Raw genomic sequence first — 25,455 nt, 5'->3', positions numbered from 1 at the left:
CGTCTCGTCATGGTCTCTCCTGTTTCCGGCATCTAAGCCAAAGTCAGGCAGAAATTCCACTTATCCTGGCTGTTCAGATTTCCCGAGCCACCTCTGACCCGTGGCCCGCCAGATACGCTGGTCGCACCGTGTGTGAAGCATCGACGTGGGGAAAGCGAGGGGAGCCTTGACATGCGCACCGCAATCGATTCGAAACAGCGGCATTTCTATTTGGCCTCAATAAATTTGAGAGTGTAAACACTGGTGAAATTTCCAGTGTTAAATGCTAATAGAGGTATCGTACTCGTACTCATAAACTTGGGAAAAGAATGATGACTGGTGGCAAACTTGTTGTTTTGGCTGCTGGCATTTTTGGCAGTGTTTTGGTGAACTTTGCATATTCCGCTGAGCGAGCAACGCAAGGTGATGCTTTCCAAAAGTCGGTAGCGCTTCTGAGAACGGGAGATTGTCCAGCGGCTTGGAGAATACTCTGGCCACAAGCAAAGGCACAAAATGCGCAAGCCTTCACCCTATTAGCGGAGAGCTTAGTCGCACTTGGGCTCAATCCGCCCGGGCTTCCCGAGGATGATCTGGGGTGGAAGCGAACATATCTATTTTTGGCAGTAAATGGATACAGTGCCAAAAGCAACTTAGCTGGTCTTGAATTGCTTAAACTGCTTAAGTCAGATTTATTGGCGCAACCAGCCGGAGAGAAAGTCGCGCTGTGCTTGGAAAACGATGAAAAGCGCTCTCGATGCGTGGATGAAGCGGTAAAAGCAAAGTTAATCCCGAGTTTTGAAGAGTTTGTTTCAGAAGTCGAGGAAGAACAAGTTTCTTCTGATCAACCAAAATGTAAATCCTTTAGACGTTAGTGGGGGTGATCGTGGATTATAGAAATTTGACACAAGGCGAAGTAGATCTTGCGAGTACAGTTTATGGATATACGATAAACTATGATAAAGTAAATATTATCATGAAAGGTACGTTCCTTTTCAGTCAGAGAATGTAACGATGGCGCCGAATGGAAACATATATTTTCACGAATACTCCCCCAATTATAGTTCAGATTTTTCAAAAACTAATCTTGGCTTACAAGCGCATTTCGTGCATGAGATGATGCATGTCCAGCAATATCAGAGTAGTAGTGCATTAGGCCCATTCAAAAATCTGTTCTTTGAAAGAAACCCTTTCATGGGTGGAGGTGGTGACTATTACGACTATGGCGACTTGGGTTCTGTTTCGGATTTCAATTCATTAAACATTGAGCAACAGGCGCAAATCATGAGCCACTATTTCTTGGCTCAAAGATTAGGCGGGAACTACAATGGTTACAACATCGAAGACTTTGAGAAATTAATACCTGAAGAGATTCTCCAGTCAGCAGCGGACTTCAATGATCACTTTGGAATTGAACGTTGCTTCCTCGCTGGCACTCCCATTTCCATGTGGGACGGCACGGAAAAGCCGATTGAGTTTGTCAAGCCGGGCGATGTTGTAACCTCATACGACAAACACGGCAAACTGGTTCCGGGTCGTGTTTCGAAGACCAAGGAGAACCGGGTCAAGCACATTCTGGATGTTTTCGGGCTGATGTTGACGCCCGGACACGTCACCCTGTGCGGCGACGGCGAGTTCGAAGGCCAGCATGTACCGATGATAGATATCTTGCGGTCCGATGGAGCGCTGGTCCTGGAAGACGGGTCCATGAAACGCGCCGCGACGAATTTTGCCGTTGGGTCCGTCGAAGACCGCTTTGTCCATACCATCGTCACGGAGGATGTTCCGGGGACCGACAGTGTTCGCGTTATCAAGAGCGGACGGATCCGGCTCGGGACTCGCTTCATGCACCCTACTGGTGCGGACATAACGGTTCTGGAGATCATCCGGCGGACAGGCGGTACTCTGACCGACGACGGTTATGTCGTCCTGTCGGACGGGTTTACCAAGACCCCGTTCATCTGGACCTTTACCAACCGCTTGCCGAAGCCGGAAGACTTCGTCCTGCAACGCAGTCAGGTGACATTGGCGGACATTTACGAGGCGGATGAATGGGAAGCCGTTGCGCCTCAGGTTCCGCCACCGTACCGGGGTGAGGCCGGGCCATCGTTCGTGAGCATCAACGGCGGCCTCCTAGCGCCCGGTGGCGAGGACAATCGACCGCCTAATATTCCGGTCTCCATGCGGGGGGCTGCCAACCAGCCGACCATGAGCCGGAAGCAGCGCCGCGCCCATGAGGCCAAGCAAAGAAAGCAGGCCAAGCGCATGGCGAGAACAGCGCACTGAAGCCCGTTTGAATTGACTTGGTACTGCAGCAGAAACTGCCAAGCCGATAACGCCCGACATCCGCCCGATGCTTTTTGGACAAGATTCTAAGAGTGGCGAAAACAGTAGGAGACGCACCTCTGGGGCTGCAATCAGCCCCGGTAACACCGCAGTTTTATGGAAAATGGCGGAGAGGAAGGGATTCGAACCCTCGAGACCCTTCCGGGCCTACTCCCTTAGCAGGGGAGCGCCTTCGACCACTCGGCCACCTCTCCGGTAAAGCCCGTTTACGAACAAAAGCCTCGGAGTTCAAGGCGTTTTTTGGAGTTCGCCGATTTTTCCACGGACAGCGAACCGTCGACATTTCGCGGTGGCGGGAGCCGAGTTTTGCGGCCCGCCCCAACAAACGCGGGACGAATTCATCCGGCGGTCGATCTTCTCACCCTGCAGGCCTCGTTGTCCTGGCTCTGGATCCTGTTGGATCTCAAAAATGCAATATTATCAATTCACTCCGGAATTTCGGGAATGTTTCCGGCTTCCTGTAGCCTTTGAGCATCGGCCGGCATCGAAAAGGCCTCCCGGTCAAACGCCTGTTCGCAAAGCGGGTTCCCCGTGGCTGCGACGGCCAGATTATCGTCGTTGCTCAGGCCAGGTTGCGCAGCAGGGGCAATTCAACCAAGGCAACGTGATTGTATTGCGCTATCTCACCATCGACAGTTGATATATAAATACCTACCCACGCAATTCTCTCACCCGTAAAAGTCGGTATTGAGTGCGAGTTGGAAGGATCCGCGCGATGCCAGTATATACCTACAACACCTTGTACGACGGGACCAAACGTCCAAATGAATATGGCTCGGTAACAGTTTTGAGCGAAATCCTGTTCCCCGGGACATCACGTCAGTATGAACGGCAAACGGCCGTTTACGGATACGTCTATCCTCTGGATACCACTTCGGGTCGCAAGTCGGCACCGGAGCCTCCGAGCTACCGGATCGGCATGACCAAGCGCATTCCCAAGAAGGCCAAGCTGATCAGCCCCCGCAACACCGGAACGGTGGACATGGACAAGGGTCACATAATTGCCCTGGAACTGGGCGGCCCTGATGTTTCGTATAACATCTGTCCTCAATGGTCCCAATTCCAGCGCAATGGAGAGTGGCGCCGAATGGAGGTCGAGATTCACAAGATCGCACAAGATCAGGAAGAGCAGGACAATCTCGTGAAAATGACCGTCTCCCTGTTTTACACGAATTCTCAATCGCACACGCGCTGGCTGTGTCCGTCGAGGTTTCAGGTCGATTTAAGTCTGAACGATACCGGCGGGTTGCACAAAAGCTACACGATCGACAACACCCACAGCTCCGTTGACGACATGATGTTCCAACGCGTCGCGGACGAGTTGGAGTTGAAAGATAGCGATTCCGACATTTCCGAGGACACGCGTCCCCCCCTCTCCCCAAGCCCCAGCTTTCCCGGAGCTCAACCGGTAATCATTCAACGCAGAAACAGCATGAGCGGCTTCGATTTCCTGAACAGCCTCAATGACGATGATTCCGAAGGCTCCAGCTATTCCGATTCCTCGGATATGAGCGACTGAGACGGATCGTGAAGGATTGTCGCGGAACCTCGGTACGCTGGCGATGTCGGGCGCATCAGCGCTTTCATGCCGGCGCCACCCGCAGGGTCGCGGTATGACCTTTGATTAAAATCCGGAGAGTTTTCTCCAGGCTTCCTTCACGATAGGGAAAGTTTCCACCGCGCAAGCCCCCGACAAGACGGCAATTTTCACAGGCTTATCACGCACGGCATGCACCACTTCGAGCTGATTGCGTTGCCGGAATAAGAACGCAGCGTTGCTGTTATGCGCATGCGGGAGACTGCTGCGAGAGGGACCCGCACGGATACCCGTTCCACCGATGGAACCAATAATAAACCACTTTGTTGGTAAATTAGCGATGGGTGGTTGAATTCATAGCGGCATTGCGGAGCGGCGGGCGAACGTTCGCCGGTCTTTGCGGCAAACCGGACGACATGCTGAAGACTAAAGACGAGACATTCCTGATGGAGAGTACCATGCCTGCCCGGATGAGAGCGCTCAGGATCCTGAGGAAGGCTCTCTCTTGAATACTTTTTTCCCATCCCCGCCCGAGGCCTGTGCGTGGAAAGCCGGACGGCGGGCCATCGAACGTGAAGTGGGAAAAGAAACCCGCATGCGTTTTCAATTGACAACAAAGCTTCTGCAGGATGCGGAGGGTATATAAGTGCACATCAAGCGCATCGACCCGGCCAACATGAAGGGCCTGTCCGGTCAGTATATTCAGGAACTCGAAGCGTTCCTCAAACACACGTCCGGCGTTCTGCGTCCCGGCATGCCGCTGTTCGACCGTGTGGTGTTTACATCAACGCGCGCGGACGGTGATCATATCCCGAAAATCGGCTATGTGGGCAAGGGAAGCTACATTCAGGATGTGATGTCCGGCCAGTTCGGCGCCGATTTCGCGTCCGCGATCCGCAATCAGGATCCGCGTTTCGATGCTGCCGTGGCTGGCGGATTCGCCCGCGCCGCCCAGGGTCACCGCGTTTGCGAGCTGGTGGAGATGGAAGTCACTCCGCCCGGCGCGCTCAAGGGCATTCCGGTCAGCTATTACCGGTTCATCGACCGTCTCTGGCTGGGCGCGCCCAGCCCCGTGCTCGTCAATCTGACTCTTCCGACATTAACCCAGTTTCACGAACTTCAATTCTTGCAAGATAGAGCACATCTCTGGCCGAATTGAACAGGAACATGTCATTCTGGCGCCTGTCGGGCGGAAGATTGAGCCACCTTGTCGCGTAAGGGTATGTGTGCAGCGCGCCATAGACCTCGCCCAGCGATTTGCCCACCCTGTCCGCCCGCGCCAGTCCCACACTGGCAATCGCCCCCCGCCAGGTCACGAAGCCCAGATAGAGGTTCATCCTGGAGATAAGCGCCAGGCGTTCGAGGGACTTTCGCGCCGAGGCGTATCCCGGCACGTTCAACGCATCGCCGGAATAGATCACCTTCCCCTTGATCTTCAGCATCGGTGGACATTCCCATGACGGGTCGACCGGGAACTCGCTGCCATAGATCCGCGCAAGCTGAGTCCGGTGATAGTTCAGGTAGTCCATGCCGCCCGTGTCGAAGAGCTGGCTGCAATAAAACGAGACCGGATTGCCGTCCGCCAGAGCCACATGACAAAAGCCGTTATGCTTGTTGAAATCGAAAAACCGGCTTTGGAAAAACGGCGTGACATCCTTGCCGGCGTTCGTCAGCAGCAGTTCCACTTCCTCGAAATCATTGAGCACCTGGACCGAACAACCAAGCGCCAGAAGCCGCGAACGACAGGCAGAATAGGCATTTATCAATGTCGCAATGTCTTCCGGCCCCAAGGAAAGTCCCCTCGAATCTGTATGTCACAGGTTGGTATAATTGCGGGCGTTTAGAAATGACAAAGATAACTTTGCCAAACGAAGCCCCCCGCGGAATCAGGCTCAAGACGATCCGCGCGCCATTCCGGCTACAAAATTATTGCAATTTTCTCAGCGGAACCGGGAAAATTTGAATTGCCCTGCCCTGCCGGTGTGGCCTCGGGCGAGGTGAATGGGATCGGCGCTTCAACCATGAGGAGATCACCGGCAGTTGGCCGGTGAAGGCCCGAATCGGCTGCCGGAAGTGCCTTCGCAAGCTGACGGCGCCCGGAAGCGGGGTCAACCAGCCTTGGCTTGCAGGGACCGCAAGATGCATCCCCGGGACACCCGCGAACCATAAATCCGACACAGTGTTCGGCTTGGAATCCTTATGGAGACTGCCGGAAACAGGGGGCATCGGTGGGATTTGCAGAACGTGCAAATATCAACCATCTGACCGCAGACCGGTTTGCCTGGATGTGCGCGATCTGGCTTCACCTCCTGTTCTTCGCGGTTCTGACAGGCCAGGCAGCGCGAGACCGGACCGTGCGCCCCGCGCCCGAGCCTATTTCCGTCGAAATAGTCGTTCAGCCCCCCCTTTTCCCAACGGCGGAGCCTCCGGCTTCCGGCAGGCTTGAGACGGATAATGCGGCATCGGTGTTGCCGGAACCGGAACAACAGGCGGCCCTCACGCCGGGCACTCTCAGCCCGGAAACGGCGCCGGCCGAACCGCAGGAAAAAACGCCTGAAACCGGCTGGGTGACCGCGACCGGATATTATGCGAGCGATGTGTTGAGCGATCCGCGGTCGTCGCAGGCCCGGCAGGCGCTGACGTCGGTGACGGAGGACGACAGGGTCGAGCAGCTTTGCGCGCTCGAAGCCATGGAACAGGTCCGCCACGCTCTGCCCGATTTCCGCCCGACGCGGCTCATGCCGCATGCAAGGCGCAATTCGTTCCGGAAGGACGACGCGGTGTTCGCACCGGCAGGCGCACTGCGGAGCAATCGGATCTGGTACGAAATAGCCTATAAGTGCCGGCTGGATGCCAGCGGTTCGGCGATCATCGGTTTCGAATATGCGCTCGGCGCGCCGATCGTACGCGCGCTCTGGGACGAGCTTGGCCTTGCCGCTATCCACTGACCGGGCCACTGACTGGCGGAACGCTTCAATAAAAACTTCCGAAATCCTGACGCGGCGGGGCGAACCAACCGCTGCGTCAGAACAGATAGGGCAATTTAGAAACCGTAAGGCAGGCGGCCTTTACCGGCCTCAATGCATCGAAAGCCATTCACGGGCGGAGCGCTGAGCTTCTGCAATCTCGCCCGGGCTCATTTCGCCGGAGATTTCCTTGCGGTAACGGGCAGCATCGCCGTTGCCCTTCAAGGCCGCGATATTGAACCATTTGTGCGCGGTGACGAGGTCCGTGCTGCCGTGACGGCCGCAGGCGCTGTCCAGACCCATCTGGAACAGGATGTCGGCGGTAACCAGCTTTTCGCCCATGATGGCCATATCGGCCGAATGCATTTCAAAACGAGCCATAACGCTCCCCTTTTCAATCTCTGTTAGACTTCCCTAGAAACGCAAGCTTTTGCGAAGCTTTCCCTGTCGTTTCTTGACAACTACTTGATCAGTTGCGTTTAAATGACTGGTTAAGATGTAAGTTTAACGTAATGAGAACAAAATTTTAAATAAGTCTGAAATTCACATTACGGTAAGCATGTGAATTCGATTTTCCCTTATAAATCAGTGCGATTATCCGAAAAATCGACAGGTGCGATCAAGGTTTCGTTCACCATGGATTCGTTTCCTCACAAAAATGCCCGGCTTTCCGTCAATTGCGATGCCGGGCCGGCTTCATCGCGCCGACAGGCACGGAGGGCTGAAACCGCAAGGCAGCCTCCTGGGCGGGCTCATCGGCAAGGGAGAGACCTGGACCCGGATGCAATAAACTCTGGATTTCGCCGCTCACCGCCAGATCCTTGCGATTTGGCCATCGCTCCGTCGCAATTGCCGGTAAGAAATTGTGGCGCAATTCCTACCTGCACAGCACCGGGGTGATTTCATGCTCTTTCTTTCTTCTTGTCTTTCGCCTACCGGTCCTGTCGGAAAGCTGGTCCAGGCCGGCCTGATCGCTTCCGGAATGCTTTTCGCGGGCGGGTCCGCCTGCGCGGCTCCGGATATAACCGGCTCCTGGCGGACACCGGAAGGCGCGGTGATCCGGATCGCCGATTGCGGCAAGGTCCCTTGCGGAAAGATCGTCGATTTCAAACCACCCAAGGGCCATACGATCCAATCGACGCGCGACGCCAACAACAAGGACACCTCCAAACGCAACCGGAAGGTTCTCGGGCTGACGGTGCTCTGGCGCATGAAACCGGAAAGCAACAGCTGGAACGGCCGGGTCTACGATCCGCGGCGCGGTTTCAGCGCAAATGCCACCATCCGCAAGACGGGTGGCTCAGAGCTGGAAGTCCAGGGCTGTGTCCGCGTGGTGTTCAATGTCTGCGAAAAGGAAATCTGGCGGAAGGTGAACTGAGCAGGGTGATGTTGCGGCGGCCCGCGACCGTCGATGGCGGCGAAGGCTTTTCAGACCTTGGAGCATCAGGCGCGCTTGGGTTCGCGCGGCGAATCCGCGAAAATGCTCGGCCGCAACCAATGCGAAACCGTGCGGGTCAGATTTCTATCGCCTTCAATAGACAAATCGCCCGCATTTATGGCGTCCCGGTAGGTGCGATCACCCATCCACACCTCGGACAAGGTGCGCACCGAACAATTGAAATACACATCAATGTCCTTGCCGGGATCCTTTAGGCACACTTCGGCGCGATCCGGATTGACGATAAGCCACCAGTCCGCCTGCTCGGTAAGATCCGAGAACTTGAACTTGATGATCGTCTCGCTGCCCTTGATCTTCTCACGATCAATGCTCCGCTCCAAATAGAGCATCAGGAATTCCACATCGAAATCCTGATCGAGAATAGTGCCGCGTGCCCAGACGATGCCCCATTCCCCCAGTGCAAACAACACCGGCAACAAAGCCTCGCAGACTTCCGTTGGGTAATATTCATAACCTTTCTGACCCTGGATTTTGCGGCGGATCAACATGTTCTGCTCTTCAAGAGCCTGCAGCCTTTTGGTCAGGAGCGCTGGAGAAATATCACCCAGCCCTCTTTGCAGGACATTAAAGCGCCGCGCGCCCATCAGCAATTCCCGCAGGATCAGGATCGTCCAGCGTTCGCCTAAAATTTCACTCGCCTTAGCGATCGGACAAAATTGATTATAATTCATCCACGCCTCTCTCGCAGCACTGAAATCAGCCGCTAACTTCACATAATGTAGCACGTTACTCTGCTTTTTGTAGCGGTTTGCTATCGGACGTGAAGTATTTTGCGCCCTGGCATTCCCGTATTGGTTTCCACAACGGCGGATGGATCAACCCTCCCGCCAGATCCAAAACCAGGTGGAAACCAAAATGACCATTTCCATGAACACAAATTTGCTGGCGTCTCCGGTTGACCAGCCGAGCCCGCTGGTCGACTTCTGGAACCAGATTCTGGCCCCGAAGTTCATTCGCTACCGGCATGTCCTCGTGGGCGGTTTGTCCCGCCACAGCGAGGCGGTCCTGCCGCAACTCGATATTGAAAGCGGCAGCCGCATCCTGGACGTGGGCTGCGGGTTCGGCGACACCGCAGCCTATCTGGCCGGACGCACCGGACCGTCGGGTGAAGTCGTCGGAATCGACTGCTGCAACGCTTTCCTCGATTTCGGTCGCGACCTCGCCGAACAGCATCGCATTCACAATGTTCGTTTCGCCGAAGGCGACATCGAGCAGGGCATGGACGAAGGCCTCTTCGATTTCGTGTTCGCCCGTTTCGGTACCATGTTCTTCTCCAACCCGGTTGCGGGACTGCGCGCCATGCGTGTCTGCCTCAAGCCCGGTGGTGAACTGGCACATATCGTCTGGCGCCAGCGCGCTGACAATCCCTGGCTCATCGCGGCCCGCGACATTGTGCGCCAGTTCCTGCCGGCGCCCGGCGCGGACGCCCTGACCTGCGGCCCCGGCCCCTTTTCCATGGCGGATGAGGAGACGACGCGGACCCGGATGGAAATCGCGGGTTTCACCGACATCGCCTTCAAGCGCGTCGACGCCAAGGTTCTTGTCGGCCGCGACATCGAGGACGCCGTCAACTTCCAGCTGGCCATCGGACCTGCTGGCGAGACCTTCCGGGAAGCCGGAGCGTTGGCCGAACAAAGACGCCCGGAAATCGTGGCGGCTCTAAGCGAACTCTTCCGCGAAGTCGAGGCACGCGAAGGCGGGCTCTGGATGGACAGTTCGTCCTGGCTCATCACCGCCCGGAACCCGGCAATCTAATCCCAGCCACTGCCATTCAGTCAAAGAACCTTAAACGATGACCTGCATTGCCCTCATTCCTGGCGGTCCCGTTACCCGCAGCCTGGCAAAGGCCGCAGGCGGGATCCGGGCGGCCGTGGCCTGGCCGCTGAACGATGCGCGGACTGCGCGCCGCGTCGCCGCGAACGAATGGAACAGGTTCCCCCTTCCTCGCCAGGAAGGAACTTGTGACCTGCAATCCAGAAATTTCCAGCTTTGGGCAGTACCCCGCCCGGCCGGAATTCAGCGTGGCACGTGCTGCCCGCTCACCTGCTCATCCATCAATGAGCACATACCCGGTGCGGCTGGATAATCCGGTCGCACCGTACTCAAGAACCTCAAATCAAAGGACCAGCAAAATGACCATCTCGACCCAGAGCACCACCGTTTCCAACGGCGTCAACACAGAAGCCCTGATCGGCGCCCGTGGCGCGTTCGAACAGACACCCGAAGCCGCTCAGTTCACGTTCCACAGCACCTGTGACTGGATTGAAGGCACCTTTAACCGCAACACGATCAACAGCTATTTCGGCCTTGGCCAGAACCACGAGCGCAAGCGGACTTTCACGATCGAAGCCGATCACCCGGAAGTTTTCGCCGCCGACGATCGCGCACCGACCCCACCCGAAATTGTGCTCTCGGCTCTGGCGAGCTGCCTGACAGGCGGTGTGGCTTCGGTCGCCCAGCATCGCGGTATTCAGCTGCGTTCGGTCCGCGCCGTGGTCGAAGGCGATATCGACGTCCAGGGTATCCTCGGCATGGACCCGGACATCCGCAACGGCTTCTCCGCCATTCGTGTGCGGTTCGAAATCGATGCGGATGCGAGCGCCGACGACATCAACGCTCTGGTCGCCCAGTCGCAGAAGCGCTCCGCGGTGTTCGACATCCTGACCAACCCCACAAACGTCGCCGTCAGCGTCGCCTGACCGCGAGCGGGTCCGAAAGGAGAAACTGAAGTGAGACATATTCATTCAGTCATCATCGGTGCCGGGCAGGCAGGGCTTGCCATGAGCCGGTGCCTTTCGGACCGTTCGATCCGCCACGTGGTTATCGAACGCGGTGAGGTGGCTAACTCCTGGCGCTCGGAGCGCTGGGACAGTCTCAGGCTCCTCACACCGAACTGGCAAAGCCGGCTTCCCGGCTTTGTCTATTCCGGACCAAATCCCGATGGGTTCATGAACATGGACGGGATCACGGGGCATTTGAAAGCCTATGCGGAAATTTCCCGCGCACCGGTCGAAACGGGCACCACGGTCCTGTCGGTCACCGGCGTGGACCGGAACTACAGGGTTGCCACCGACAAGGGCGATTGGCTTTGCCGCAACGTGGTTCTGGCCTCCGGTGCCTGCAACCGCGCCAGGATACCCGGTTTTGCCGCCGCTCTGCCTGAAGATATTTTACAGATCACGCCACTCGGCTACAAAAATCCTGCGCAATTGCCCAAAGGCGGCGTTCTGGTTGTCGGCGCTTCCGCCTCCGGCGTACAGCTGGCCGCAGAGATCGCCGCGGCGGGTCACGAAGTGCTTCTTGCCGCCGGACAGCATGTCCGCGTGCCGCGTCATTATCGCGGTCGCGACATTCAGTGGTGGATGGACACGACAGGCGTTCTCGACATGACAACGCGTGAGGTCGACGACATCGTCAGGGCGCGCCGCGTGCCCTCGCTGCAATTGATCGGCGACCACCGGATACAGTTCCACGATCTCAATGCTCTTGGCGCGGCCGGTGTCGAAGTCACCGGCAAGCTGGCCGGCATTCGCGATGGCGTTGCATTGTTTTCCGGCGCGCTCGCCAACAACTGCGCCCTGTCCGACCTCAAGATGAACCGCCTGCTGGCGGAGTTCGACAAATGGGCCGAGCGACAGGACGAAGCCGGCAATCTCGGCGTCCCCGAACGTTTTGGACCCACACTTGTTCCGGCCTCCCCGCGGCTGAGCTGTGATCTGACCGGCGGCCGCATCCGCACCGTCGTCTGGGCCACCGGTTTTGAGCCGGATTTCAGTTGGCTGCGGCTGCCCGTTTTCAACGGAAAGGGGCAATTGATCCACCACGAAGGCCGCGTTGCGCCGGGCATATACGCGCTCGGGCTGCCCTTCATGCGCCGCCGTAAATCGGCGCTGATCGACGGCGTCGGCGCTGATGCGGGCGCCCATGCCGACCACATCATGCGAACCAGCGGCCTCAGAGTAGCTTGAAAGGGAAGACAAACATGACCTTCGCCACCGAAGCGACAATTGAAACACACCGCGAGAAGGACGCCCGCATCCGCAAGGCGCAAAACAAGGTGATCGCCCGTATGCGGGCCGATCCCGAAAAGGCGCGCAGCACGATCGCCACCACCGGGCGCATCGATGCCGGATTGGCTTGTTCCGTTCGTCAGGGCAAGTTTGAAACGCGCATGGATTTCGGCCCGGGCATGGGCGGCGAGTCCACCGGCCCGTCACCGGGTTTCTTCGCGCGGGCGGCAATTTCGGGCTGTGTCGCGATGGGCATCAAGATGCTGGCAGCGCGCGAGGGCCTGGTGTTTGATGCACTGGAGGTCACCGTGGAAACCGACTTCGACGACGCTGCTCTATTCGAACTCGGCTCGAGCAGCGCCGCGCCTCTCGAAACCCGTATCGGCATTGTCATCGATACGCAGGTCCCCGAAGAAGAGGTACAAAACCTTGTCAAAAGAGTCCTGAAGATAGATCCCTGGTTTCTTGCCTTGCGCGATCCGCAACATGTGGTGTCCAAGGTTTCGGTTCGGCCTGATTCAGCCGGGACGTAGAGACCGCGGTCTGGATTGACGGGCCTGTCACCGCGTCCTTCCTTCAGACCAGCATCTTCTTGTAGCCCAGATGGCTCTGGTCGTAACCAAGGCGTTTGTAGAAGAGATGCGAGCCCTCGCGTTCCCGGTTGGACGTGAGCTGCAGCAGACACGCATCCGCCTGCCTGGCGAGCTCCTCGGCCTTGTCCATCATCAGGCGGCCGATACCGGTTCCGCGCTGGTCTTGGCGTACATGCACGCTCTCCAGTTCCACCCGCGGGCGGCCCTGAAAAGCGATCCCCTTCAGGAAATGGATCTGAAAAGTGCCGATCACTTCGCCGTCCTCATTCACGGCCACATAGATATCGGCTTCCGGCGCGGCGCACAGGGCGTCGAAGGCCGGGCGGTATGCCCGCCAATCCGAATGTTCCCTGTCCCGGCGCACGCTCGTGGCGCCTGTATTGATAACCGCGACGATCTCGCGAAGATGTTCGGGGCGGGCTTTTTCGATCCTGATTGTCTGCGACATGCTGATCCGACTTCTGAAGCCCCTGGAGGCTGGATTGAAAATGACCGGCGCTTGTCCCTACCGGCATATCGGGCTGGACGGGTCCAGCTCCGCAACCCCCCACCAGGTGGTTCGCCAGCCCTCGGGCTTCCAAAGATGCGGCCAGGAACCGCTCAGATAGCGGACGGCAACCGGGTCGCTTGTCTGCCAGAACGCCGCCTTCGGGAAGCGGATCTCCGCGATCTCATCCGGCTCGCTCTCGCCGTCTTCCCAGACAAAGAAACATTTGTCGCGCGGCGCGGTTCTGGCCGCGATTGCCTTGGTGACGATCCTGGCGTCCGGGAAGAGAACACGCAAATTTCCGCCCGTGTAGCCGTCGTCGGCAATCAGCGTCGCGTTCGCGGCTCCGAGTTCGCCGAGAGGCGCTTTCAGGTCCGCATAGGGTTTCATGTGCCGGCATTTTCCGCCGCACCAGAACTTGTCCGGTGCCACCAACCCGGGGACACGGGCCAGAAAGGCGACGGCCACAACGACCGCGACACTGCCACCAAGCCAGCGCCACTGCCTGTGAAAACCGAAACGCTCAAGATCGGCGAACAGAAAGACCGGCAGCAGCAGCAGTAGCGGGTGCATATGCCGTTCCTTCACATGAGTCGCACCGGTCACAAGGATCAGCAGTGCCGTCAGGGCGATCATGAACAGGACCGTGCGCCCGCACAGCCGGGCAACATCGTTGACTGCCGGTTCGACCGGGTTTTTGCGCCCCAGATAGCGCGGCCAGAAGAGAAGCAGCAGCAGCGGCAGCAGCGGCACGGAAAATCCAATCAGCCCAAATCCAAGTTTGCCGAGCCCCTCGCCCACCCTTGCGATGTGAGAGGTTTGCGCCGTGACGCCCATGGTCTGGGAAACCGACGACAGCAGCGTCAGACCTTCGCTTGCGATCCACCACGCGTAGGGGCTGTAGACGAGCGACGCCGCCAGCGGCACAAGCAGAAGTCCTGCAAAGCGAAACCGCGGACGCCATTGACCGTCGCTCAAGGCGGCCAGAATAAGGGCCAGCGCGAAGAGGGGATAGGAATGTTTGCCGAGCAGGCCGGCGCCGGCGGTCAGACCGAAGAGCACGTAAAAACCCAGCCTGCCCGTCTCCAGGGCCTTAACGAAGAAAAAGGCGCTCGCCGCGCAGGCGGCGGTCAGCACCACCGTGTGGGTGACGCCTTCATGCAGGTTCCAGCCAAACTGGTAATAAAGCGAATAGGAGAAGGCGCAAAGCGCCGCGAGACGCGGATCGGCGATGGCTTTGCGGGCGATCAGAAACAGGAACAGGGCGGCGAACGAGATCAGCCCGTATTTGACGGCGAGCGCGGCCTGAACCGTCGGTCCGAATATCCGCTGCGCCGACCAGAGCAGCCATTCATATAGCGGCGGCTGACGCAGCATGTAGCCGGGGTCGAGCGTCTGCACGAGCACGTTCTCGAACATGTCGTCCGTGCCGAGAACAGGTGTCGAAAGCGCGCGCAACAGCAGATGCGCCAATCCCCACGCGGCGGCAATGCTCCAGACGCCGAGTGGCGTTGTATAAAAAGGCGTATCGGCGGATCGCATTTCGGTGGAGATTGTCATTCGGCTCAGGCGTGATGTCTTGTCTGACTGCCGTTTAGCTTATTCGGATCGAAATTCCCAGCTATCAACTGCGGTAAGTCGCGAGCTTGTAGGCCGCGAAGGTGAAAAACACGCCCAGTCCGGCTTCGATCCAGCGTCTGCCGCGACGGTAAAACGCGATGACCGGCTGCGTGGAAAATGTCACGGCATAAGCCATATATCCGAGAACGGACAGGGCGCTGCAGGAGAGGATGAGCGTTGCCCCGGTCCATAAAGGCGCGTCCGCGCCCAGTCCGATGCCGACAATCGCGATCCAGTGGAGAGCCGCTTTCGGATTGGTCATCTGGATGGCCAGGCCCTGTAAAAACAGATTGTTTCCCTTGGCGGACCGGGCTGTCACAACCTCACCGGGTCTCGCGGCCGAGCGGAAGGCCTTGACCGCCAGCCAGAGCAGATAAAACGCACCGAACACCTTCAGGACCGTGACCGCCTGAGCATAGGCGCTGACCAGCGCGGTCAGTCCGGAAACGGTCAGGATCGCCCAGAGGCCGGACCCGGTACCGACGCCCAGCGCGAGCCGCATACCCGAATGCCGGCCTCTTTCCATGGACGTACCGACGATGGCAAGAATGTTCGGCCCGATGCTGACGAAACCGACCAGGAATATCCCGAGCGCCAGAAACAGGCTCGCCAGATCTTCGGACATCTCAGATCCCTCCCGTTTGCAGACCCTCTCGGAACACCCGCCTCCCTCCAAAGCAAGGAAGGGAAAAAGAGCCGCTGTTACTCCAGACCGATCTTCTGCTTCAGCATGTCGCTGACAGCCTGCGGGTTGGCCTTGCCTTGAGACTGTTTCATCACCTGTCCGACGAACCAGCCCAGAAGGCCCGGCTTGTCCTTCGCCTGCTCGACCTTTTCCGGGTTTGCGGCGATGATCGTATCGACGATCGTCTCGATGGCGCCTAGATCGGTCACCTGCTTCATGCCGCGCTCTTCGACGATCTTTGACGGGTCACCACCCTCGGTCCAGACAATCTCGAAGAGGTCCTTGGCGATCTTGCCGGAGATAACGCCTTCCTTGATGAGATCGACGATGGCCCCGAGCTGCTCGGCGGAAACCGGACTTTCGGAAAGATCCTGTCCTTCCTTGTTGAGGCGGCCGAAGAATTCGTTGATCACCCAGTTGGCGGCGAGCTTGGCGTCCCGCCCCTTCGCGACGTCCTCGAAGAAATCGGCGGAAGCCTTTTCAGCCACCAGGATGTCGGCGTCATAGGCGGACAGGCCGTGATCCTTGATGAAGCGGTTCTTCTTGTCGTCCGGCAGTTCCGGCAGGTCCCGGGCCAGTTCGTCGACATAGGCCTGAGTAAACTCGAGCGGCAGCAGGTCCGGATCCGGAAAATAGCGGTAATCATGCGCTTCTTCCTTGGAACGCATGGAGCGGGTTTCGCCTTTCACCGCATCGAACAGGCGGGTTTCCTGATTGATCTTGCCGCCATCTTCCAGGATAGCGACCTGGCGGCGGGCTTCATATTCGATCGCCTGTCCGACGAAACGGATGGAGTTGACGTTCTTGATCTCGCAGCGCGTGCCGAACTCGCCGCCCGGACGGCGCACGGAGACGTTGACGTCCGCCCGCATGGAGCCCTGGTCCATGTTGCCGTCGCAGGTGCCGAGATAGCGCAGGATGATGCGCAGCTTGGTGAAGTAGGCCTTTGCCTCATCCGAGGAGCGGATGTCCGGCTTGGAGACGATTTCCATCAGCGCGACGCCGGAGCGGTTCAAGTCGATATAAGACATGGATGGATGCTGGTCGTGCATCGACTTGCCGGCGTCCTGCTCCAGATGCAGGCGTTCGACACCGATCTCGACCTGCTCGTCCGGCATGTCGAGCAGGATCTTGCCTTCGCCGACAATCGGCTGCTTGAACTGGGAGATCTGGTAGCCCTGCGGCAGGTCGGGAAAGAAATAGTTCTTGCGTTCGAAGACCGACTTGAGATTGATCTCCGATTTCAGGCCAAGACCGGTGCGGATCGCCTGGCGCACGCATTCCTCGTTGATGACCGGGAGCATGCCGGGCATGGCCGCGTCCACAAGGCTGACGTTGTCGTTCGGATCCTTGCCGAATTCGGTCGAGGCACCGGAAAAGAGCTTGGCCTGGGACGTCACCTGGGCATGAACCTCCATGCCGATCACGATTTCCCAATCGCCGGTCGCGCCCTTGATGAATTTCTTCGGATCGGGTGTGCGTACGTCGACAAGCGTCATGTTCGTCAAAAATCCTGTTCTAGTCTTGTCCGCGCCTGTGCCGGCAGCGGGGGGAAGCATTGCTGCGGCGCGCTTTACCAGCCGAGTGATGCTCTACCACTCTAAAATCGATCAACTTTTAGACCTCCAATCGTTTCCGATCGGAGGTCTGTTGATCTAGTCGGGAATTGCCCTGCCTGCAAGGTTTTCCTTGCGCGGACGAGCAGGTTTGCCGAGATTTACGGTCATCCTCACAAGGCCTCAGGGACCACCATGGGTATTTCAGTCCCCTTCGGACGTCACCTTGGGAGATGACGGATGCTGCGCCCTGCCCGTGCGCATGATGAAGCCGATAAGGACGGCCACGGCCTGATACAGTTCGACCGGAATTTCCTGGTCTATCTCGATCTGCGACAGGGCCTCGGCCATCATCGGGTTCTCTTCTATGGGAACTCCGGCCTTGCGCGCGATCTCCTCGATCTGTTCGGCAATCGTGCCTTCACCCTTGGCGGTGACCAGCGGTGTGCCCTCATTGTCGTATTGAAGGGCAACGGCGAGTTTCTTGCCGGGATTGTCTTTTTTCGTCACGCGTTTTCCCCCGTCAGGATTGCCGGTCGATCAATGCGCCGTATCTGGCGGCCGTTGCGGGCGGCAGGCCGCGGATCAGCCTGAGCTCCTGCAAATCCAGGCCGGCGTCCGCGAAAGCCGCTTCCATGGTTTCGCGAAGGGCATTCAGTTTGTCGAAGGTCTCCCTGCGGTCGATCCACACACTGGTGTAAGTGCCGCCGCCGCGCAGGCTGATCGCCGCCTCGAGCGGACCGGTCGCCGTCAGATCGAGGGCAAAACGCAGTCGCCATGCGGGTTCCGCCTCCTCCTCGCCGTCCTGGCCGCCGCCGTCGCGGCCGATCTGCATCTGCATCACCGCGGTCTCCTGACCGAGCGCCAGGGGAAGTTCAAGCACAAGCTCCATCGGGCGCCCCGCCGATTGCGGTCGATCGTCCCCCGCCAGACCCGAATTGACCAGTTGCGTCAATCGCATGCGGGCAAGTGCTGAATCCACCTCCTGAAGCAGGGACTGGAGGTTCTGCGGTGCGTTCCCGGACCAATAACCGCTTGCGCCCTGTTGCGCCTGTCCCCGCGGCGCCGCGTGTCTGGACGGCACGGCCGGCTGCCCCGCAGGACGCGTCACCTGAGCCTCGGCGCCCAACTGCTGCAGCAGGGTCTTGAGCGAAAGCAGCGCGGATTTCAGATCCGGAAGAGGTTGCGGTCCACTGCTCGGCCGCATTGCCTGCGCCTCACTGAATTGACCGGACAGGCGCACCGCCTGCTGAAGATCCTTGCCGGCGGAGTTGGCCGGATTCAATCTCAATCCAAGAATTTGCTGCATGGCCTTTGCGACCGTATCCGGGAGAGCAACCTTGCCGGCCGCCTGCGCGCTCATCAGTGCCCCCACTTGCGCAAACATGCCCCCGAGGCCCGCTTGCTGCTCGGCCAGCGGCTGGCGCACCACGGCGGCGGCCTGCTGCAACACGTTCCGCCCGGCTGAAACAGCCTCTCCTGCCGTATTGGCCTGCATCGAGACCCCGCTGGCGGCGGGATAAGGCTGCGCGGGTATGGCGCGCGAAAGCGGCGTATCGGGCAGTGCTCCCCGGACGGCGGCACCGGCCGGAAGTCCCGGTTGAGCCGTGGCCTGCGTTTCGGGTGCGCGCGCAGCAGTCGGCGGTTGCGCCTGACCTCGGCTGGATGCGGAAGCAAGGTTTTCCGTAGCCGCCGGGGCGGTTCCCTGGCTCCCCGCCCCGCCTTGCACAGTCCGCGCGCCATCAGGTTTCACGCCGGTAGCCGACGGCGCGGCAGAGGGAACGGTCCCTGAGACCGGCGTGCCGGCCGCGGTCCCGGCAGAAGATTGCACCGGCAGACCGGTCTGGCTGCCCGGCCCCTGAAAATTGCCGGTTTGCTGTGCCGCCGCCGATGCCTGCGGGACCTGCGTACCTGAAGGAGGCGCCGCCACGGTCCCGGCGGGTGCTTGTCCAGGCGGAGTGGCCTGACCTGCCGTTTGAGGAAGCCCGGGATTTCCGGGAACCGAGGCAGTCTGTCCGCCGCTTCCCGTAGCCTGTGGGACTTGTTGAGCCGGAACCGGCGGCGTTGGGGCCGCCGGTCCCTGTCCGGAGACCACGGGCGCGGATGGAGAAATCGGGGAATTTCCGCTCGTTGAAGCGACCGCACCGCCTTGTGGGGCGGGTACCGCCGGAGCCTGTGGCTGGACGCCTGCCGCAGCTCCACCTTGAAGAGGCGCTGCGGCCTGTGAGCCTGCGGGAGGCGCGGGAGGTGCCGGCTGGACGCCTGGAGCCTGTACGGGACGTGGGGAAGCGGAGCCGGTTGCACCGGTCCGATCCGGAGCGGAAAAGGTCTGAACCAGATGCGTCAGGGTCGGATCGGTGCGCAAGACCGTATTGCTTCCCACGGCTTGCGGATTTCCGGCCGATGGCTGGCCCGCCGCACCCGGCTGAAATCCCGGCAGCGTCCGAAGAAGCTGGTCGGGCTGGGGTGCCTTGCCGGAGGCGTTCGCCAGCGTAATGCGGATTTCCGGCTGCTGTTTGCTGCCCGACACCGTGACGGTGACGTCCGCACCGGGGGGAAGTGGAGCGGACGCACGCAGGTCGATCCGGGCATCCGCTGTTGCCAGCCGGATGACACCGCCGGGCAGATTAGCCTCCACCCTGGCCTTCACTTCCGTTCCCGGCTCCAGCCCCTGGGCGGAGGCGCTGCCTCCGGTTCCCTGAGCTATCGGCAGCGCAGTCACCGTTTCAACCATCACACCATTCCCGGGTGTTTCGCACAGTCAGAGATTCGAGAATGGCGAGTATGGCCGGTTTGGGATTGCTTGCCCAGACTTGACGCTGATCAAGGCTTCGGCCGGGCGGATCATGCAGAGTTCGGCTTTCAACCGGGAAAGGCCGGATGCCGCCGGTCGAACCAACAGAAGGCCGCGCGCGCACTGCGTTCCCGTGGCTCAATGCGAATGCGGGTTGATCCAACGGATTCACCTTCATATCCGTCCGGCAGAGGAGAGCGAACGTGAACTGGATGAAGCGCCTCAACGAACGCGCCGAACTGATGGGAAGAATGCTCGAAACCATCGGGGCGATGAAGCATGTTCCTGTGGGAATGCAAGCCGACCAGGCCCTGCGGTCCGCAGCCTACCGCTGCATATACTGCACGGAGACGGAGACCTGCAAGAAGTGGCTGAACGATCACCCGGAAGGGGCTGACAAGGCATTGCCCAATTGCCCGAACGCGTCCCTTTTCAACAGCTGGACCGACGATTAGCCTGGTAACGGGCCATCAGGCCGTATGACGATATCAACCGCGGTCAGAGGAGGCCCGTTTCTTTTTGCTGTGGACCCAATAGGCCAGCCCGCCGGCCAGCAGGCCGCCCGTAAACCTGAACGGAAACATTGCCAGGGCGCCAGCATCCTGCGAGATCGGCAGCGGCAACTGCAGCATTCCAACGGCGGCTTCAAGTATCAGGGACAAAGCGGCCGCGGCAAAGCCGGCAATCCAGAGCTTTTGCGGCTGATCCGCGCGCCAACCAAGATATGCGCCGATAAGAAGTGCAAACGGATTGAAAAGACCCGATAGTCCAAAGAGATCGAGCCAAGTGTCAGAGAGCATCGTCATGGACTCCTCTTACAATCGGCCACATGAAAAAGCGAGGCCTTTCGCCTCAGGACACATACGGGGGGCGCGACAAATTGTTACAGTATTTTCGCGTTTATCTTGGACCAATAGGTCAAAATACTACATCATCCGGAAAAAACCCTGAAAATATATACGCATATTCAACAACATGAATAGGTACTCACCTTAATATTGTCATTTTATTTTCCGCATCCTTGTGTTACTCTCTCCTTGGAAAGCAAATAATAAGATCTGCTTTCAGCGAACTCTTTATCTATTAGATAAGATTTAATACATATGTCATTACTTACATCTATTGAAGCCGACGACCCCACCGTGGAAGCTTTGAGTAAATCCGATCGCAGACTTGCGATCCTTTGCGACTGCTGCGGCCGGTTCCGATATATGAACGCCTCCAGATTTTCCGGTGACAAGAAGGTTTCAGCGTTGAGCAAGACCCTCACCTGCGGCACCTGCGGGTCAAGCGATGTCAACGCGATCGCCGTCTCCCGCAATCCCGGAAACGGCTACTGGCCGGCGGAGTGCAGCTGACCGGTGCAATTGTCACGCTGTGACCTTCCCCATGTCCAATTCACATTTTGCCGCATTGCCTACCCCCCTTGTGCATGGTAGAGGCATCTCACCCATTTGAGAGGCTTTATGCGCGGATCACGCGAGACCCGGTAATACCCGGCTGAACACAGCCGGGCGATGCACATCAGCACCGCATGCGACTTGCTGCGGTGACTGCCGATCTGCATTCGAAATCGGACTTCTCAAAATTCAATGGACATTTCCAAAGCCGAACAGCGGGTCCTGCACCTGCTGGCTCAAGGCGGCTGCATTCTCGTGGAAAAGGACGAGAACGGCCGCATCGTCAAACAAGACACCGTCACGCGGGACGGATGGTACTGGGGAGGCTGCTCCGTGCGCCTGTTCCGCAAACTGAAATACAATCGTCTGATCGCGTCCAGAAACAGCGGCCCCTACAAGATCACCGAACTGGGTCTGAGACGGGTACGATCACAACCGGATAACCGGTGAGCTGACGGGATCACGCTACCAAAACGGAAAATGCGCGCCGGGTTTCCGGCGCGCATATATTTCCTTACGCTCCAGAGCGTTTCCCGCTCAAATTCCTGCTTTCGGCACCTTCTTCTCCCTCCGGCTCGATATAGTCGGACCGATCGCCCAGCAGATATCGCGGGCCCCGGCCGTGCCGGGCGGCTGCGTCACCGGCGTTGTACAGCCGGCAGCTTTTCAAAGACAGACACCCACAGCCGATACAGGCGTCCAGCTTGTCCCTGAGCGCCTTCATGCGGTCGATCCGCCGGTCCAGATGCGTGCGGAACTGCCTGCTGATGCGTGTCCAGTCCGCCTTTGTCGGAGCCCTGCCGTCCGGAAGCAATTTCAGTTGCTCGGCGATTTCGGCGATGGAAAACCCGAATTCCTGCGCCACAAGGACAAAGGAAAGGCGGCGGATATCCGCACGCATGAAACGGCGCTGGCCACCGGAATTGCGGGTCGGATGGACGAGGCCCTTTTCTTCGTAGAACCGGATGGCGGACACGGAAAGGCCGGTGCGATCCGCCAGGTCGCCAATGGTGAGATCGCCGGCCCTGATGGGCTTCTTCAAAATTCCGGCCTCCCCTCTTGACCTCAACTTAACTTGAGGTATTATCTCAGGTGTCCTGTTTGAGTCAAACCTTGAAAGGACACCTCATGAGCACCGCATTCCTGGAACATGTGAACGTCACGGTGAGCGATCCCGCGGCGACCGCGAAACGGCTGGAAGACTGGTTCGGCTGGAAGATCCGCTGGAAAGGCGCCAGCCTCGGCGGCGGGACGACCTATCATATCGGCAATGACAGCAGCTATGTCGCCGCCTATTCGCCACCCGATGCAACCACGCGGGTGGCGGGAGACAGCTACAGCCAGCACGGCGGGCTCAATCACATCGCGGTGGTCGTCGACGATCTGGACGAAACGGAAACGCGCATCAAGGCCGGTGGCTATGAGACGGTCAATCACGGCGATTACGAACCCGGTCGGCGGTTCTATTTCCACGATGACGACGGCATCGAATTCGAAGTGGTGAGCTACAGGACCTGAAACCGGCCTGCTTAAAAGGTCTTGCGGTCCCCGGCGGCGCGGCACGTGCGCACCGCCGGTCGCTTTTTACCTGGGGGCCATGCGGATGGCGCCGTCCAGGCGGATGGTTTCGCCATTCAGCATATCGTTTTCACAAATGCTTCTGACGAGCTGCGCGTATTCAGACGCCTTGCCGAGACGGGAGGGAAACGGCACCTGTTGGCCCAGTGAATCCTGCACCTCCTGCGAAAGTCCGAGCAGCATCGGCGTTTCGAAAATGCCGGGGGCGATGGTCATCACCCGGATGCCGGATCTGGAAAGATCCCGCGCAACCGGCAATGTCATTCCGGCGATCCCTGCCTTGGAAGCCGCATAAGCGACCTGGCCGACCTGACCGTCAAAGGCGGCAACCGAAGCAGTCGATACGATCACGCCCCGTCCGCCGTCAGCGGTACACGGCTCAAGTTCCACCATGCCCGTCGCCGCGATCGACAGGCAGCGGAAAGAGCCGACCAGATTGACCGCGATCACCTTCTCGAACATATCCATCGGATGCGCTTCACCCCGGGACGTCGTTTTTGCGACCGGCGCGATCCCGGCGCAATTGACCAGAATACGTTCCTGGCCATGGGTGGCGCGCGCCTTTTCAAAGCCGGCTTCCACGCTGGCCTGATCGGTCACGTCGACATCGGCGAACAGCCCGCCGATGTCGGCGGCAACCGTCTCCCCCTGTTCGGCATTGCGGTCAAAAAGGGTCACCTTGACACCTTCGGAGGCAAGCATGCGGGCCGTTGCGGCGCCAAGGCCTGACGCACCTCCGGTCACGATGGCCGAGAGAGTCGAATCCAGCTTCATTTTAACCTCCACAATCCATTGAAAACAGTGGATTAAATCCATCCTATTGACGGTTAAGTCAAACTGCGCGCAAGGTGACCGAGATTGACGTCCCGGTCAAGCTTGTTTGCTTCGTCGTCAGCCCCCTTCGCGGCGGCGGTTACAACGCGGCTGCGGATCAGCGGTACAGGACGACCAGATCGAGCGGTTGCGTCAGGCCCGGCACATCGGCGCCGGGCCGCTCCTCGATCAGAGGCATCCGCAAGCCTTGCGCGCGAGCCAGATCCCAGGTGGCTTTGTCGGTCAAACCCTTCGTGTTCTGCACCTTGTTGGCGTCTTCCAGCTTCGCAGCCCGGTTGACCGCATCGCCGATGACGGTGAATTCCAGCCTGGACTTCGATCCGATCACCCCGGCGGTGACCTTTCCGGCGGCGACCGCCGTGCCGACCCTCAGGGAGCCGGGCCAGCCGGCCGCCGAAAACCGTTGCTGGCTCGCGTCGACAGTTTCAATCAGGCGTGTGGCTGCCCGCAGCGCGTCGGCGGCGAAGGTCGTCGATGGCTGAATGGCGCCGAAGGTCGCCAGGATGCCGTCCCCCAGAAACTTGTCGACACGCCCACCCTCCTGATTGATCACGTCAACCGCGAGGTTCTGATACTCCGCGAGGACCGCCAGAACAGCCTCCGGTGGCAAACCGGCGGATGTGGCGGTAAAGGCCCGAATGTCGGCATAGAGGATCGCGGCTTCCCGCAGACTGCCCTCTCCGGCCTGAAGTTGCGTATCCGCTCCGGTGATCGACGCGGCGACCTCGGGAGCGAAAAACCTGCGCAGATCCATTGCCGCCGCATGGTCGCGGGTGGCCTCGAAGAGCATCGAACGCCCGCGATAGAGCGCGACGGAGAGAATGACCGTCACCGCGAAGATGACCATTGTCTTGTCGAGTTCCGCCCCGATCAGGATGGTGTTCCCGGTCAGATACTCCACGTAGTTGCGGGTCACCCGCATGTGGTCCATGTCCGCCAGAACCGCATAAAAAACCAACCCGAGCCAGCCCGCGACCGCGGCGAGGCCCGTGGTCAGAACAAAGCGCGGGTCAAACCTGAGAGCCCGCAAGGCGATAAATATGAACACATACATCAGGGTCGGCGTCTTGAGATAAAATGTCGGGTGCTGGCCATACTGAATGTGGAAGGAAAATATCAGCCCGACCAGAAGCGCCATATCGACGCCGATCGAGACCAGCAGATACCAGTTCGGCAGTTCGAACCTGTAGGACAGGAACAGCCGCAGCACAGTGAAAAGGAAATAGATACCAAGAGCGATGGGGACAAAATTGAACCCGGCCGAGCCCTCCGCCCTCGGGGCAATCGCATAAAGGGTCGAAAAGAAAAGCACCAGCCCCAGCTGGACCCAGCCGATCAGCCGCTCCGAAGTCGCTTCGCTGGACCGGATTTCCGCCCGCACCCTTCCAGGAATTCCGGCGTCCGGCGGGCCGCCCCGGAAAATGTAGTACAAGGTATCGCGAAAAGAGCTCATGCGTATCCGGTATGGAGCATCCAGCGTTCAGATGAACGCGGTTGGATCTGAATGAAGATCTTGAGTTTCAACTTTCAAACCGGAATGTGCAACAAGCGGAACGGGAAATTGACCATTGCGTGAAATCGCCGGCACGACGATGGCATTGCACATTGACGGCC

General features: G+C 59.0%; 27 protein-coding genes and 1 tRNA gene. 14 read left to right on the top strand and 14 right to left on the bottom strand.

What is annotated here, in order from left to right; translation table 11 throughout:
* Nucleotides 1-311: 311 nt before the first annotated feature.
* Entirely contained in the window at nucleotides 312-851 is a 540-nt protein-coding gene (locus tag CLV41_RS10910; RefSeq protein ID WP_170107162.1) for a hypothetical protein, read from the top strand.
* A 139-nt stretch (nucleotides 852-990) separates the two neighbouring features.
* The gene (locus CLV41_RS10905; protein ID WP_146048554.1) at nucleotides 991-2,262 is read left to right on the top strand and encodes a Hint domain-containing protein; all 1,272 of its coding nucleotides are present in this window, start codon (nucleotides 991-993) and stop codon (nucleotides 2,260-2,262) included.
* Between the two features lie 164 nt (nucleotides 2,263-2,426).
* On the opposite strand, the gene CLV41_RS10900 is transcribed toward CLV41_RS10905, so the two are convergent.
* Nucleotides 2,427-2,516: transfer RNA gene (locus CLV41_RS10900), tRNA-Ser, on the bottom strand.
* Nucleotides 2,517-3,037: 521 nt separating this feature from the next.
* Here CLV41_RS10900 and CLV41_RS10895 point away from each other — a divergent pair.
* Complete coding sequence (locus tag CLV41_RS10895; protein WP_103222338.1) at nucleotides 3,038-3,841, top strand: DNA/RNA non-specific endonuclease; 804 nt, start codon at nucleotides 3,038-3,040, stop codon at nucleotides 3,839-3,841.
* Between the two features lie 664 nt (nucleotides 3,842-4,505).
* Nucleotides 4,506-5,018 carry a hypothetical protein gene (locus CLV41_RS27530; RefSeq protein ID WP_146048553.1) on the top strand — a complete coding sequence of 171 codons (513 nt, stop codon included), beginning with the start codon at nucleotides 4,506-4,508 and terminating at the stop codon, nucleotides 5,016-5,018.
* Here CLV41_RS27530 and CLV41_RS10885 read toward each other — a convergent pair.
* Nucleotides 4,939-5,649: a hypothetical protein gene (locus CLV41_RS10885; RefSeq protein ID WP_146048552.1), complete on the bottom strand. Its 711-nt coding sequence runs from the start codon at nucleotides 5,647-5,649 to the stop codon at nucleotides 4,939-4,941. The genes CLV41_RS27530 and CLV41_RS10885 overlap by 80 nt on opposite strands.
* A gap of 438 nt (nucleotides 5,650-6,087) precedes the next feature.
* Between CLV41_RS10885 and CLV41_RS10880 the strand changes: the two genes are divergently transcribed.
* Complete coding sequence (locus tag CLV41_RS10880; protein WP_103222335.1) at nucleotides 6,088-6,807, top strand: DUF930 domain-containing protein; 720 nt, start codon at nucleotides 6,088-6,090, stop codon at nucleotides 6,805-6,807.
* Nucleotides 6,808-6,936: 129 nt separating this feature from the next.
* Here CLV41_RS10880 and CLV41_RS10875 read toward each other — a convergent pair whose 3' ends face one another.
* Nucleotides 6,937-7,176: a hypothetical protein gene (locus CLV41_RS10875; RefSeq protein ID WP_103222381.1), complete on the bottom strand. Its 240-nt coding sequence runs from the start codon at nucleotides 7,174-7,176 to the stop codon at nucleotides 6,937-6,939.
* Nucleotides 7,177-7,729: 553 nt separating this feature from the next.
* Here CLV41_RS10875 and CLV41_RS10870 point away from each other — a divergent pair.
* The gene (locus CLV41_RS10870) at nucleotides 7,730-8,203 is read left to right on the top strand and encodes a DUF2147 domain-containing protein (RefSeq protein ID WP_103222334.1); all 474 of its coding nucleotides are present in this window, start codon (nucleotides 7,730-7,732) and stop codon (nucleotides 8,201-8,203) included.
* A 65-nt stretch (nucleotides 8,204-8,268) separates the two neighbouring features.
* On the opposite strand, the gene CLV41_RS10865 is transcribed toward CLV41_RS10870, so the two are convergent.
* On the bottom strand, nucleotides 8,269-8,955 hold the full coding sequence (locus CLV41_RS10865) for a winged helix-turn-helix transcriptional regulator (RefSeq protein ID WP_103222333.1): 687 nt from the start codon (nucleotides 8,953-8,955) through the stop codon (nucleotides 8,269-8,271).
* A gap of 184 nt (nucleotides 8,956-9,139) precedes the next feature.
* Between CLV41_RS10865 and CLV41_RS10860 the strand changes: the two genes are divergently transcribed.
* The 4 genes from CLV41_RS10860 to CLV41_RS10845 all read left to right on the top strand — a co-directional run bounded on the left by CLV41_RS10860 (nucleotide 9,140) and on the right by CLV41_RS10845 (nucleotide 12,827).
* Nucleotides 9,140-10,039, top strand: coding sequence for a class I SAM-dependent methyltransferase (locus CLV41_RS10860; protein ID WP_103222380.1), 900 nt, complete (start codon nucleotides 9,140-9,142; stop codon nucleotides 10,037-10,039).
* 377 nt (nucleotides 10,040-10,416) lie between these two features.
* Entirely contained in the window at nucleotides 10,417-10,983 is a 567-nt protein-coding gene (locus CLV41_RS10855) for an OsmC family protein (protein ID WP_103222332.1), read from the top strand.
* 30 nt (nucleotides 10,984-11,013) lie between these two features.
* Nucleotides 11,014-12,252, top strand: a complete 1,239-nt coding sequence (locus CLV41_RS10850; protein ID WP_103222331.1) for an NAD(P)-binding domain-containing protein — start codon at nucleotides 11,014-11,016, stop codon at nucleotides 12,250-12,252.
* A 14-nt stretch (nucleotides 12,253-12,266) separates the two neighbouring features.
* A complete protein-coding gene (locus CLV41_RS10845) occupies nucleotides 12,267-12,827 on the top strand; it encodes an OsmC family protein (RefSeq protein ID WP_103222330.1) in 561 nt (186 codons plus the stop codon).
* Nucleotides 12,828-12,870: 43 nt separating this feature from the next.
* On the opposite strand, the gene CLV41_RS10840 is transcribed toward CLV41_RS10845, so the two are convergent.
* From CLV41_RS10840 to CLV41_RS10815, 6 genes are all read right to left on the bottom strand, one after another.
* Nucleotides 12,871-13,335 carry a GNAT family N-acetyltransferase gene (locus tag CLV41_RS10840; RefSeq protein WP_103222329.1) on the bottom strand — a complete coding sequence of 155 codons (465 nt, stop codon included), beginning with the start codon at nucleotides 13,333-13,335 and terminating at the stop codon, nucleotides 12,871-12,873.
* Nucleotides 13,336-13,392: 57 nt separating this feature from the next.
* A complete protein-coding gene (locus tag CLV41_RS10835) occupies nucleotides 13,393-14,934 on the bottom strand; it encodes an ArnT family glycosyltransferase (protein ID WP_103222328.1) in 1,542 nt (513 codons plus the stop codon).
* A 64-nt stretch (nucleotides 14,935-14,998) separates the two neighbouring features.
* Complete coding sequence (locus CLV41_RS10830; RefSeq protein WP_103222327.1) at nucleotides 14,999-15,619, bottom strand: LysE family translocator; 621 nt, start codon at nucleotides 15,617-15,619, stop codon at nucleotides 14,999-15,001.
* 77 nt (nucleotides 15,620-15,696) lie between these two features.
* Nucleotides 15,697-17,178, bottom strand: coding sequence for an Asp-tRNA(Asn)/Glu-tRNA(Gln) amidotransferase subunit GatB (gene gatB, locus CLV41_RS10825; protein ID WP_103222326.1), 1,482 nt, complete (start codon nucleotides 17,176-17,178; stop codon nucleotides 15,697-15,699).
* A gap of 261 nt (nucleotides 17,179-17,439) precedes the next feature.
* Nucleotides 17,440-17,745, bottom strand: coding sequence for an EscU/YscU/HrcU family type III secretion system export apparatus switch protein (locus CLV41_RS10820; RefSeq protein ID WP_103222325.1), 306 nt, complete (start codon nucleotides 17,743-17,745; stop codon nucleotides 17,440-17,442).
* 13 nt (nucleotides 17,746-17,758) lie between these two features.
* Nucleotides 17,759-19,969 (bottom strand): flagellar hook-length control protein FliK, encoded by a 2,211-nt coding sequence (locus CLV41_RS10815; RefSeq protein WP_103222324.1) that lies wholly within the window; start codon nucleotides 19,967-19,969, stop codon nucleotides 17,759-17,761.
* 272 nt (nucleotides 19,970-20,241) lie between these two features.
* Between CLV41_RS10815 and CLV41_RS10810 the strand changes: the two genes are divergently transcribed.
* Nucleotides 20,242-20,484 carry a DUF6455 family protein gene (locus CLV41_RS10810; protein WP_103222323.1) on the top strand — a complete coding sequence of 81 codons (243 nt, stop codon included), beginning with the start codon at nucleotides 20,242-20,244 and terminating at the stop codon, nucleotides 20,482-20,484.
* Nucleotides 20,485-20,517: 33 nt separating this feature from the next.
* On the opposite strand, the gene CLV41_RS10805 is transcribed toward CLV41_RS10810, so the two are convergent.
* On the bottom strand, nucleotides 20,518-20,829 hold the full coding sequence (locus tag CLV41_RS10805) for a hypothetical protein (protein ID WP_208987432.1): 312 nt from the start codon (nucleotides 20,827-20,829) through the stop codon (nucleotides 20,518-20,520).
* A 303-nt stretch (nucleotides 20,830-21,132) separates the two neighbouring features.
* Here CLV41_RS10805 and CLV41_RS27525 point away from each other — a divergent pair, with 303 nt between their 5' ends.
* On the top strand, nucleotides 21,133-21,387 hold the full coding sequence (locus CLV41_RS27525; protein WP_146048551.1) for a hypothetical protein: 255 nt from the start codon (nucleotides 21,133-21,135) through the stop codon (nucleotides 21,385-21,387).
* 234 nt (nucleotides 21,388-21,621) lie between these two features.
* Nucleotides 21,622-21,879 carry a YjhX family toxin gene (locus CLV41_RS10800; RefSeq protein WP_103222321.1) on the top strand — a complete coding sequence of 86 codons (258 nt, stop codon included), beginning with the start codon at nucleotides 21,622-21,624 and terminating at the stop codon, nucleotides 21,877-21,879.
* A 64-nt stretch (nucleotides 21,880-21,943) separates the two neighbouring features.
* Here CLV41_RS10800 and soxR read toward each other — a convergent pair whose 3' ends face one another.
* Nucleotides 21,944-22,471 carry a redox-sensitive transcriptional activator SoxR gene (soxR, locus tag CLV41_RS10795; protein WP_208987431.1) on the bottom strand — a complete coding sequence of 176 codons (528 nt, stop codon included), beginning with the start codon at nucleotides 22,469-22,471 and terminating at the stop codon, nucleotides 21,944-21,946.
* An 86-nt stretch (nucleotides 22,472-22,557) separates the two neighbouring features.
* On the opposite strand from soxR, the gene CLV41_RS10790 reads away from it, so the two are divergent.
* Entirely contained in the window at nucleotides 22,558-22,947 is a 390-nt protein-coding gene (locus tag CLV41_RS10790) for a VOC family protein (RefSeq protein ID WP_103222320.1), read from the top strand.
* 66 nt (nucleotides 22,948-23,013) lie between these two features.
* On the opposite strand, the gene CLV41_RS10785 is transcribed toward CLV41_RS10790, so the two are convergent.
* Both CLV41_RS10785 and CLV41_RS10780 read right to left on the bottom strand, forming a co-directional pair.
* Nucleotides 23,014-23,781: an SDR family NAD(P)-dependent oxidoreductase gene (locus tag CLV41_RS10785; RefSeq protein WP_103222319.1), complete on the bottom strand. Its 768-nt coding sequence runs from the start codon at nucleotides 23,779-23,781 to the stop codon at nucleotides 23,014-23,016.
* Between the two features lie 157 nt (nucleotides 23,782-23,938).
* Entirely contained in the window at nucleotides 23,939-25,294 is a 1,356-nt protein-coding gene (locus CLV41_RS10780) for an adenylate/guanylate cyclase domain-containing protein (RefSeq protein ID WP_103222318.1), read from the bottom strand.
* Nucleotides 25,295-25,455 lie beyond the last annotated feature (161 nt).

This window comes from Roseibium marinum, from assembly GCF_002906165.1.
GTDB lineage: Bacteria > Pseudomonadota > Alphaproteobacteria > Rhizobiales > Stappiaceae > Roseibium > Roseibium marinum.
Note: the sequence above shows the minus strand (reverse complement) of the source record. Positions and strands in the feature narration are given on the sequence as shown.

Excerpts from the sequence above, each read along its gene's own strand:
- CLV41_RS10910 (WP_170107162.1), top strand. The coding sequence starts at position 312 with ATGACTGGTGGCAAACTTGTTGTTTTGGCTGCTGGCATTTTTGGCAGT.
- CLV41_RS10905 (WP_146048554.1), top strand. The coding sequence starts at position 991 with ATGGCGCCGAATGGAAACATATATTTTCACGAATACTCCCCCAATTAT.
- CLV41_RS10895 (WP_103222338.1), top strand. The coding sequence starts at position 3,038 with ATGCCAGTATATACCTACAACACCTTGTACGACGGGACCAAACGTCCA.
- CLV41_RS10875 (WP_103222381.1), bottom strand. The coding sequence starts at position 7,176 with ATGGCCATCATGGGCGAAAAGCTGGTTACCGCCGACATCCTGTTCCAG.
- CLV41_RS10870 (WP_103222334.1), top strand. The coding sequence starts at position 7,730 with ATGCTCTTTCTTTCTTCTTGTCTTTCGCCTACCGGTCCTGTCGGAAAG.
- CLV41_RS10865 (WP_103222333.1), bottom strand. The coding sequence starts at position 8,955 with ATGAATTATAATCAATTTTGTCCGATCGCTAAGGCGAGTGAAATTTTA.
- CLV41_RS10860 (WP_103222380.1), top strand. The coding sequence starts at position 9,140 with ATGACCATTTCCATGAACACAAATTTGCTGGCGTCTCCGGTTGACCAG.
- CLV41_RS10855 (WP_103222332.1), top strand. The coding sequence starts at position 10,417 with ATGACCATCTCGACCCAGAGCACCACCGTTTCCAACGGCGTCAACACA.
- CLV41_RS10845 (WP_103222330.1), top strand. The coding sequence starts at position 12,267 with ATGACCTTCGCCACCGAAGCGACAATTGAAACACACCGCGAGAAGGAC.
- CLV41_RS10840 (WP_103222329.1), bottom strand. The coding sequence starts at position 13,335 with ATGTCGCAGACAATCAGGATCGAAAAAGCCCGCCCCGAACATCTTCGC.
- CLV41_RS10835 (WP_103222328.1), bottom strand. The coding sequence starts at position 14,934 with ATGACAATCTCCACCGAAATGCGATCCGCCGATACGCCTTTTTATACA.
- CLV41_RS10830 (WP_103222327.1), bottom strand. The coding sequence starts at position 15,619 with ATGTCCGAAGATCTGGCGAGCCTGTTTCTGGCGCTCGGGATATTCCTG.
- gatB (WP_103222326.1), bottom strand. The coding sequence starts at position 17,178 with ATGACGCTTGTCGACGTACGCACACCCGATCCGAAGAAATTCATCAAG.
- CLV41_RS10815 (WP_103222324.1), bottom strand. The coding sequence starts at position 19,969 with ATGGTTGAAACGGTGACTGCGCTGCCGATAGCTCAGGGAACCGGAGGC.
- CLV41_RS10810 (WP_103222323.1), top strand. The coding sequence starts at position 20,242 with ATGAAGCGCCTCAACGAACGCGCCGAACTGATGGGAAGAATGCTCGAA.
- CLV41_RS10805 (WP_208987432.1), bottom strand. The coding sequence starts at position 20,829 with ATGCTCTCTGACACTTGGCTCGATCTCTTTGGACTATCGGGTCTTTTC.
- CLV41_RS27525 (WP_146048551.1), top strand. The coding sequence starts at position 21,133 with ATGTCATTACTTACATCTATTGAAGCCGACGACCCCACCGTGGAAGCT.
- CLV41_RS10800 (WP_103222321.1), top strand. The coding sequence starts at position 21,622 with ATGGACATTTCCAAAGCCGAACAGCGGGTCCTGCACCTGCTGGCTCAA.
- CLV41_RS10790 (WP_103222320.1), top strand. The coding sequence starts at position 22,558 with ATGAGCACCGCATTCCTGGAACATGTGAACGTCACGGTGAGCGATCCC.
- CLV41_RS10785 (WP_103222319.1), bottom strand. The coding sequence starts at position 23,781 with ATGAAGCTGGATTCGACTCTCTCGGCCATCGTGACCGGAGGTGCGTCA.
- CLV41_RS10780 (WP_103222318.1), bottom strand. The coding sequence starts at position 25,294 with ATGAGCTCTTTTCGCGATACCTTGTACTACATTTTCCGGGGCGGCCCG.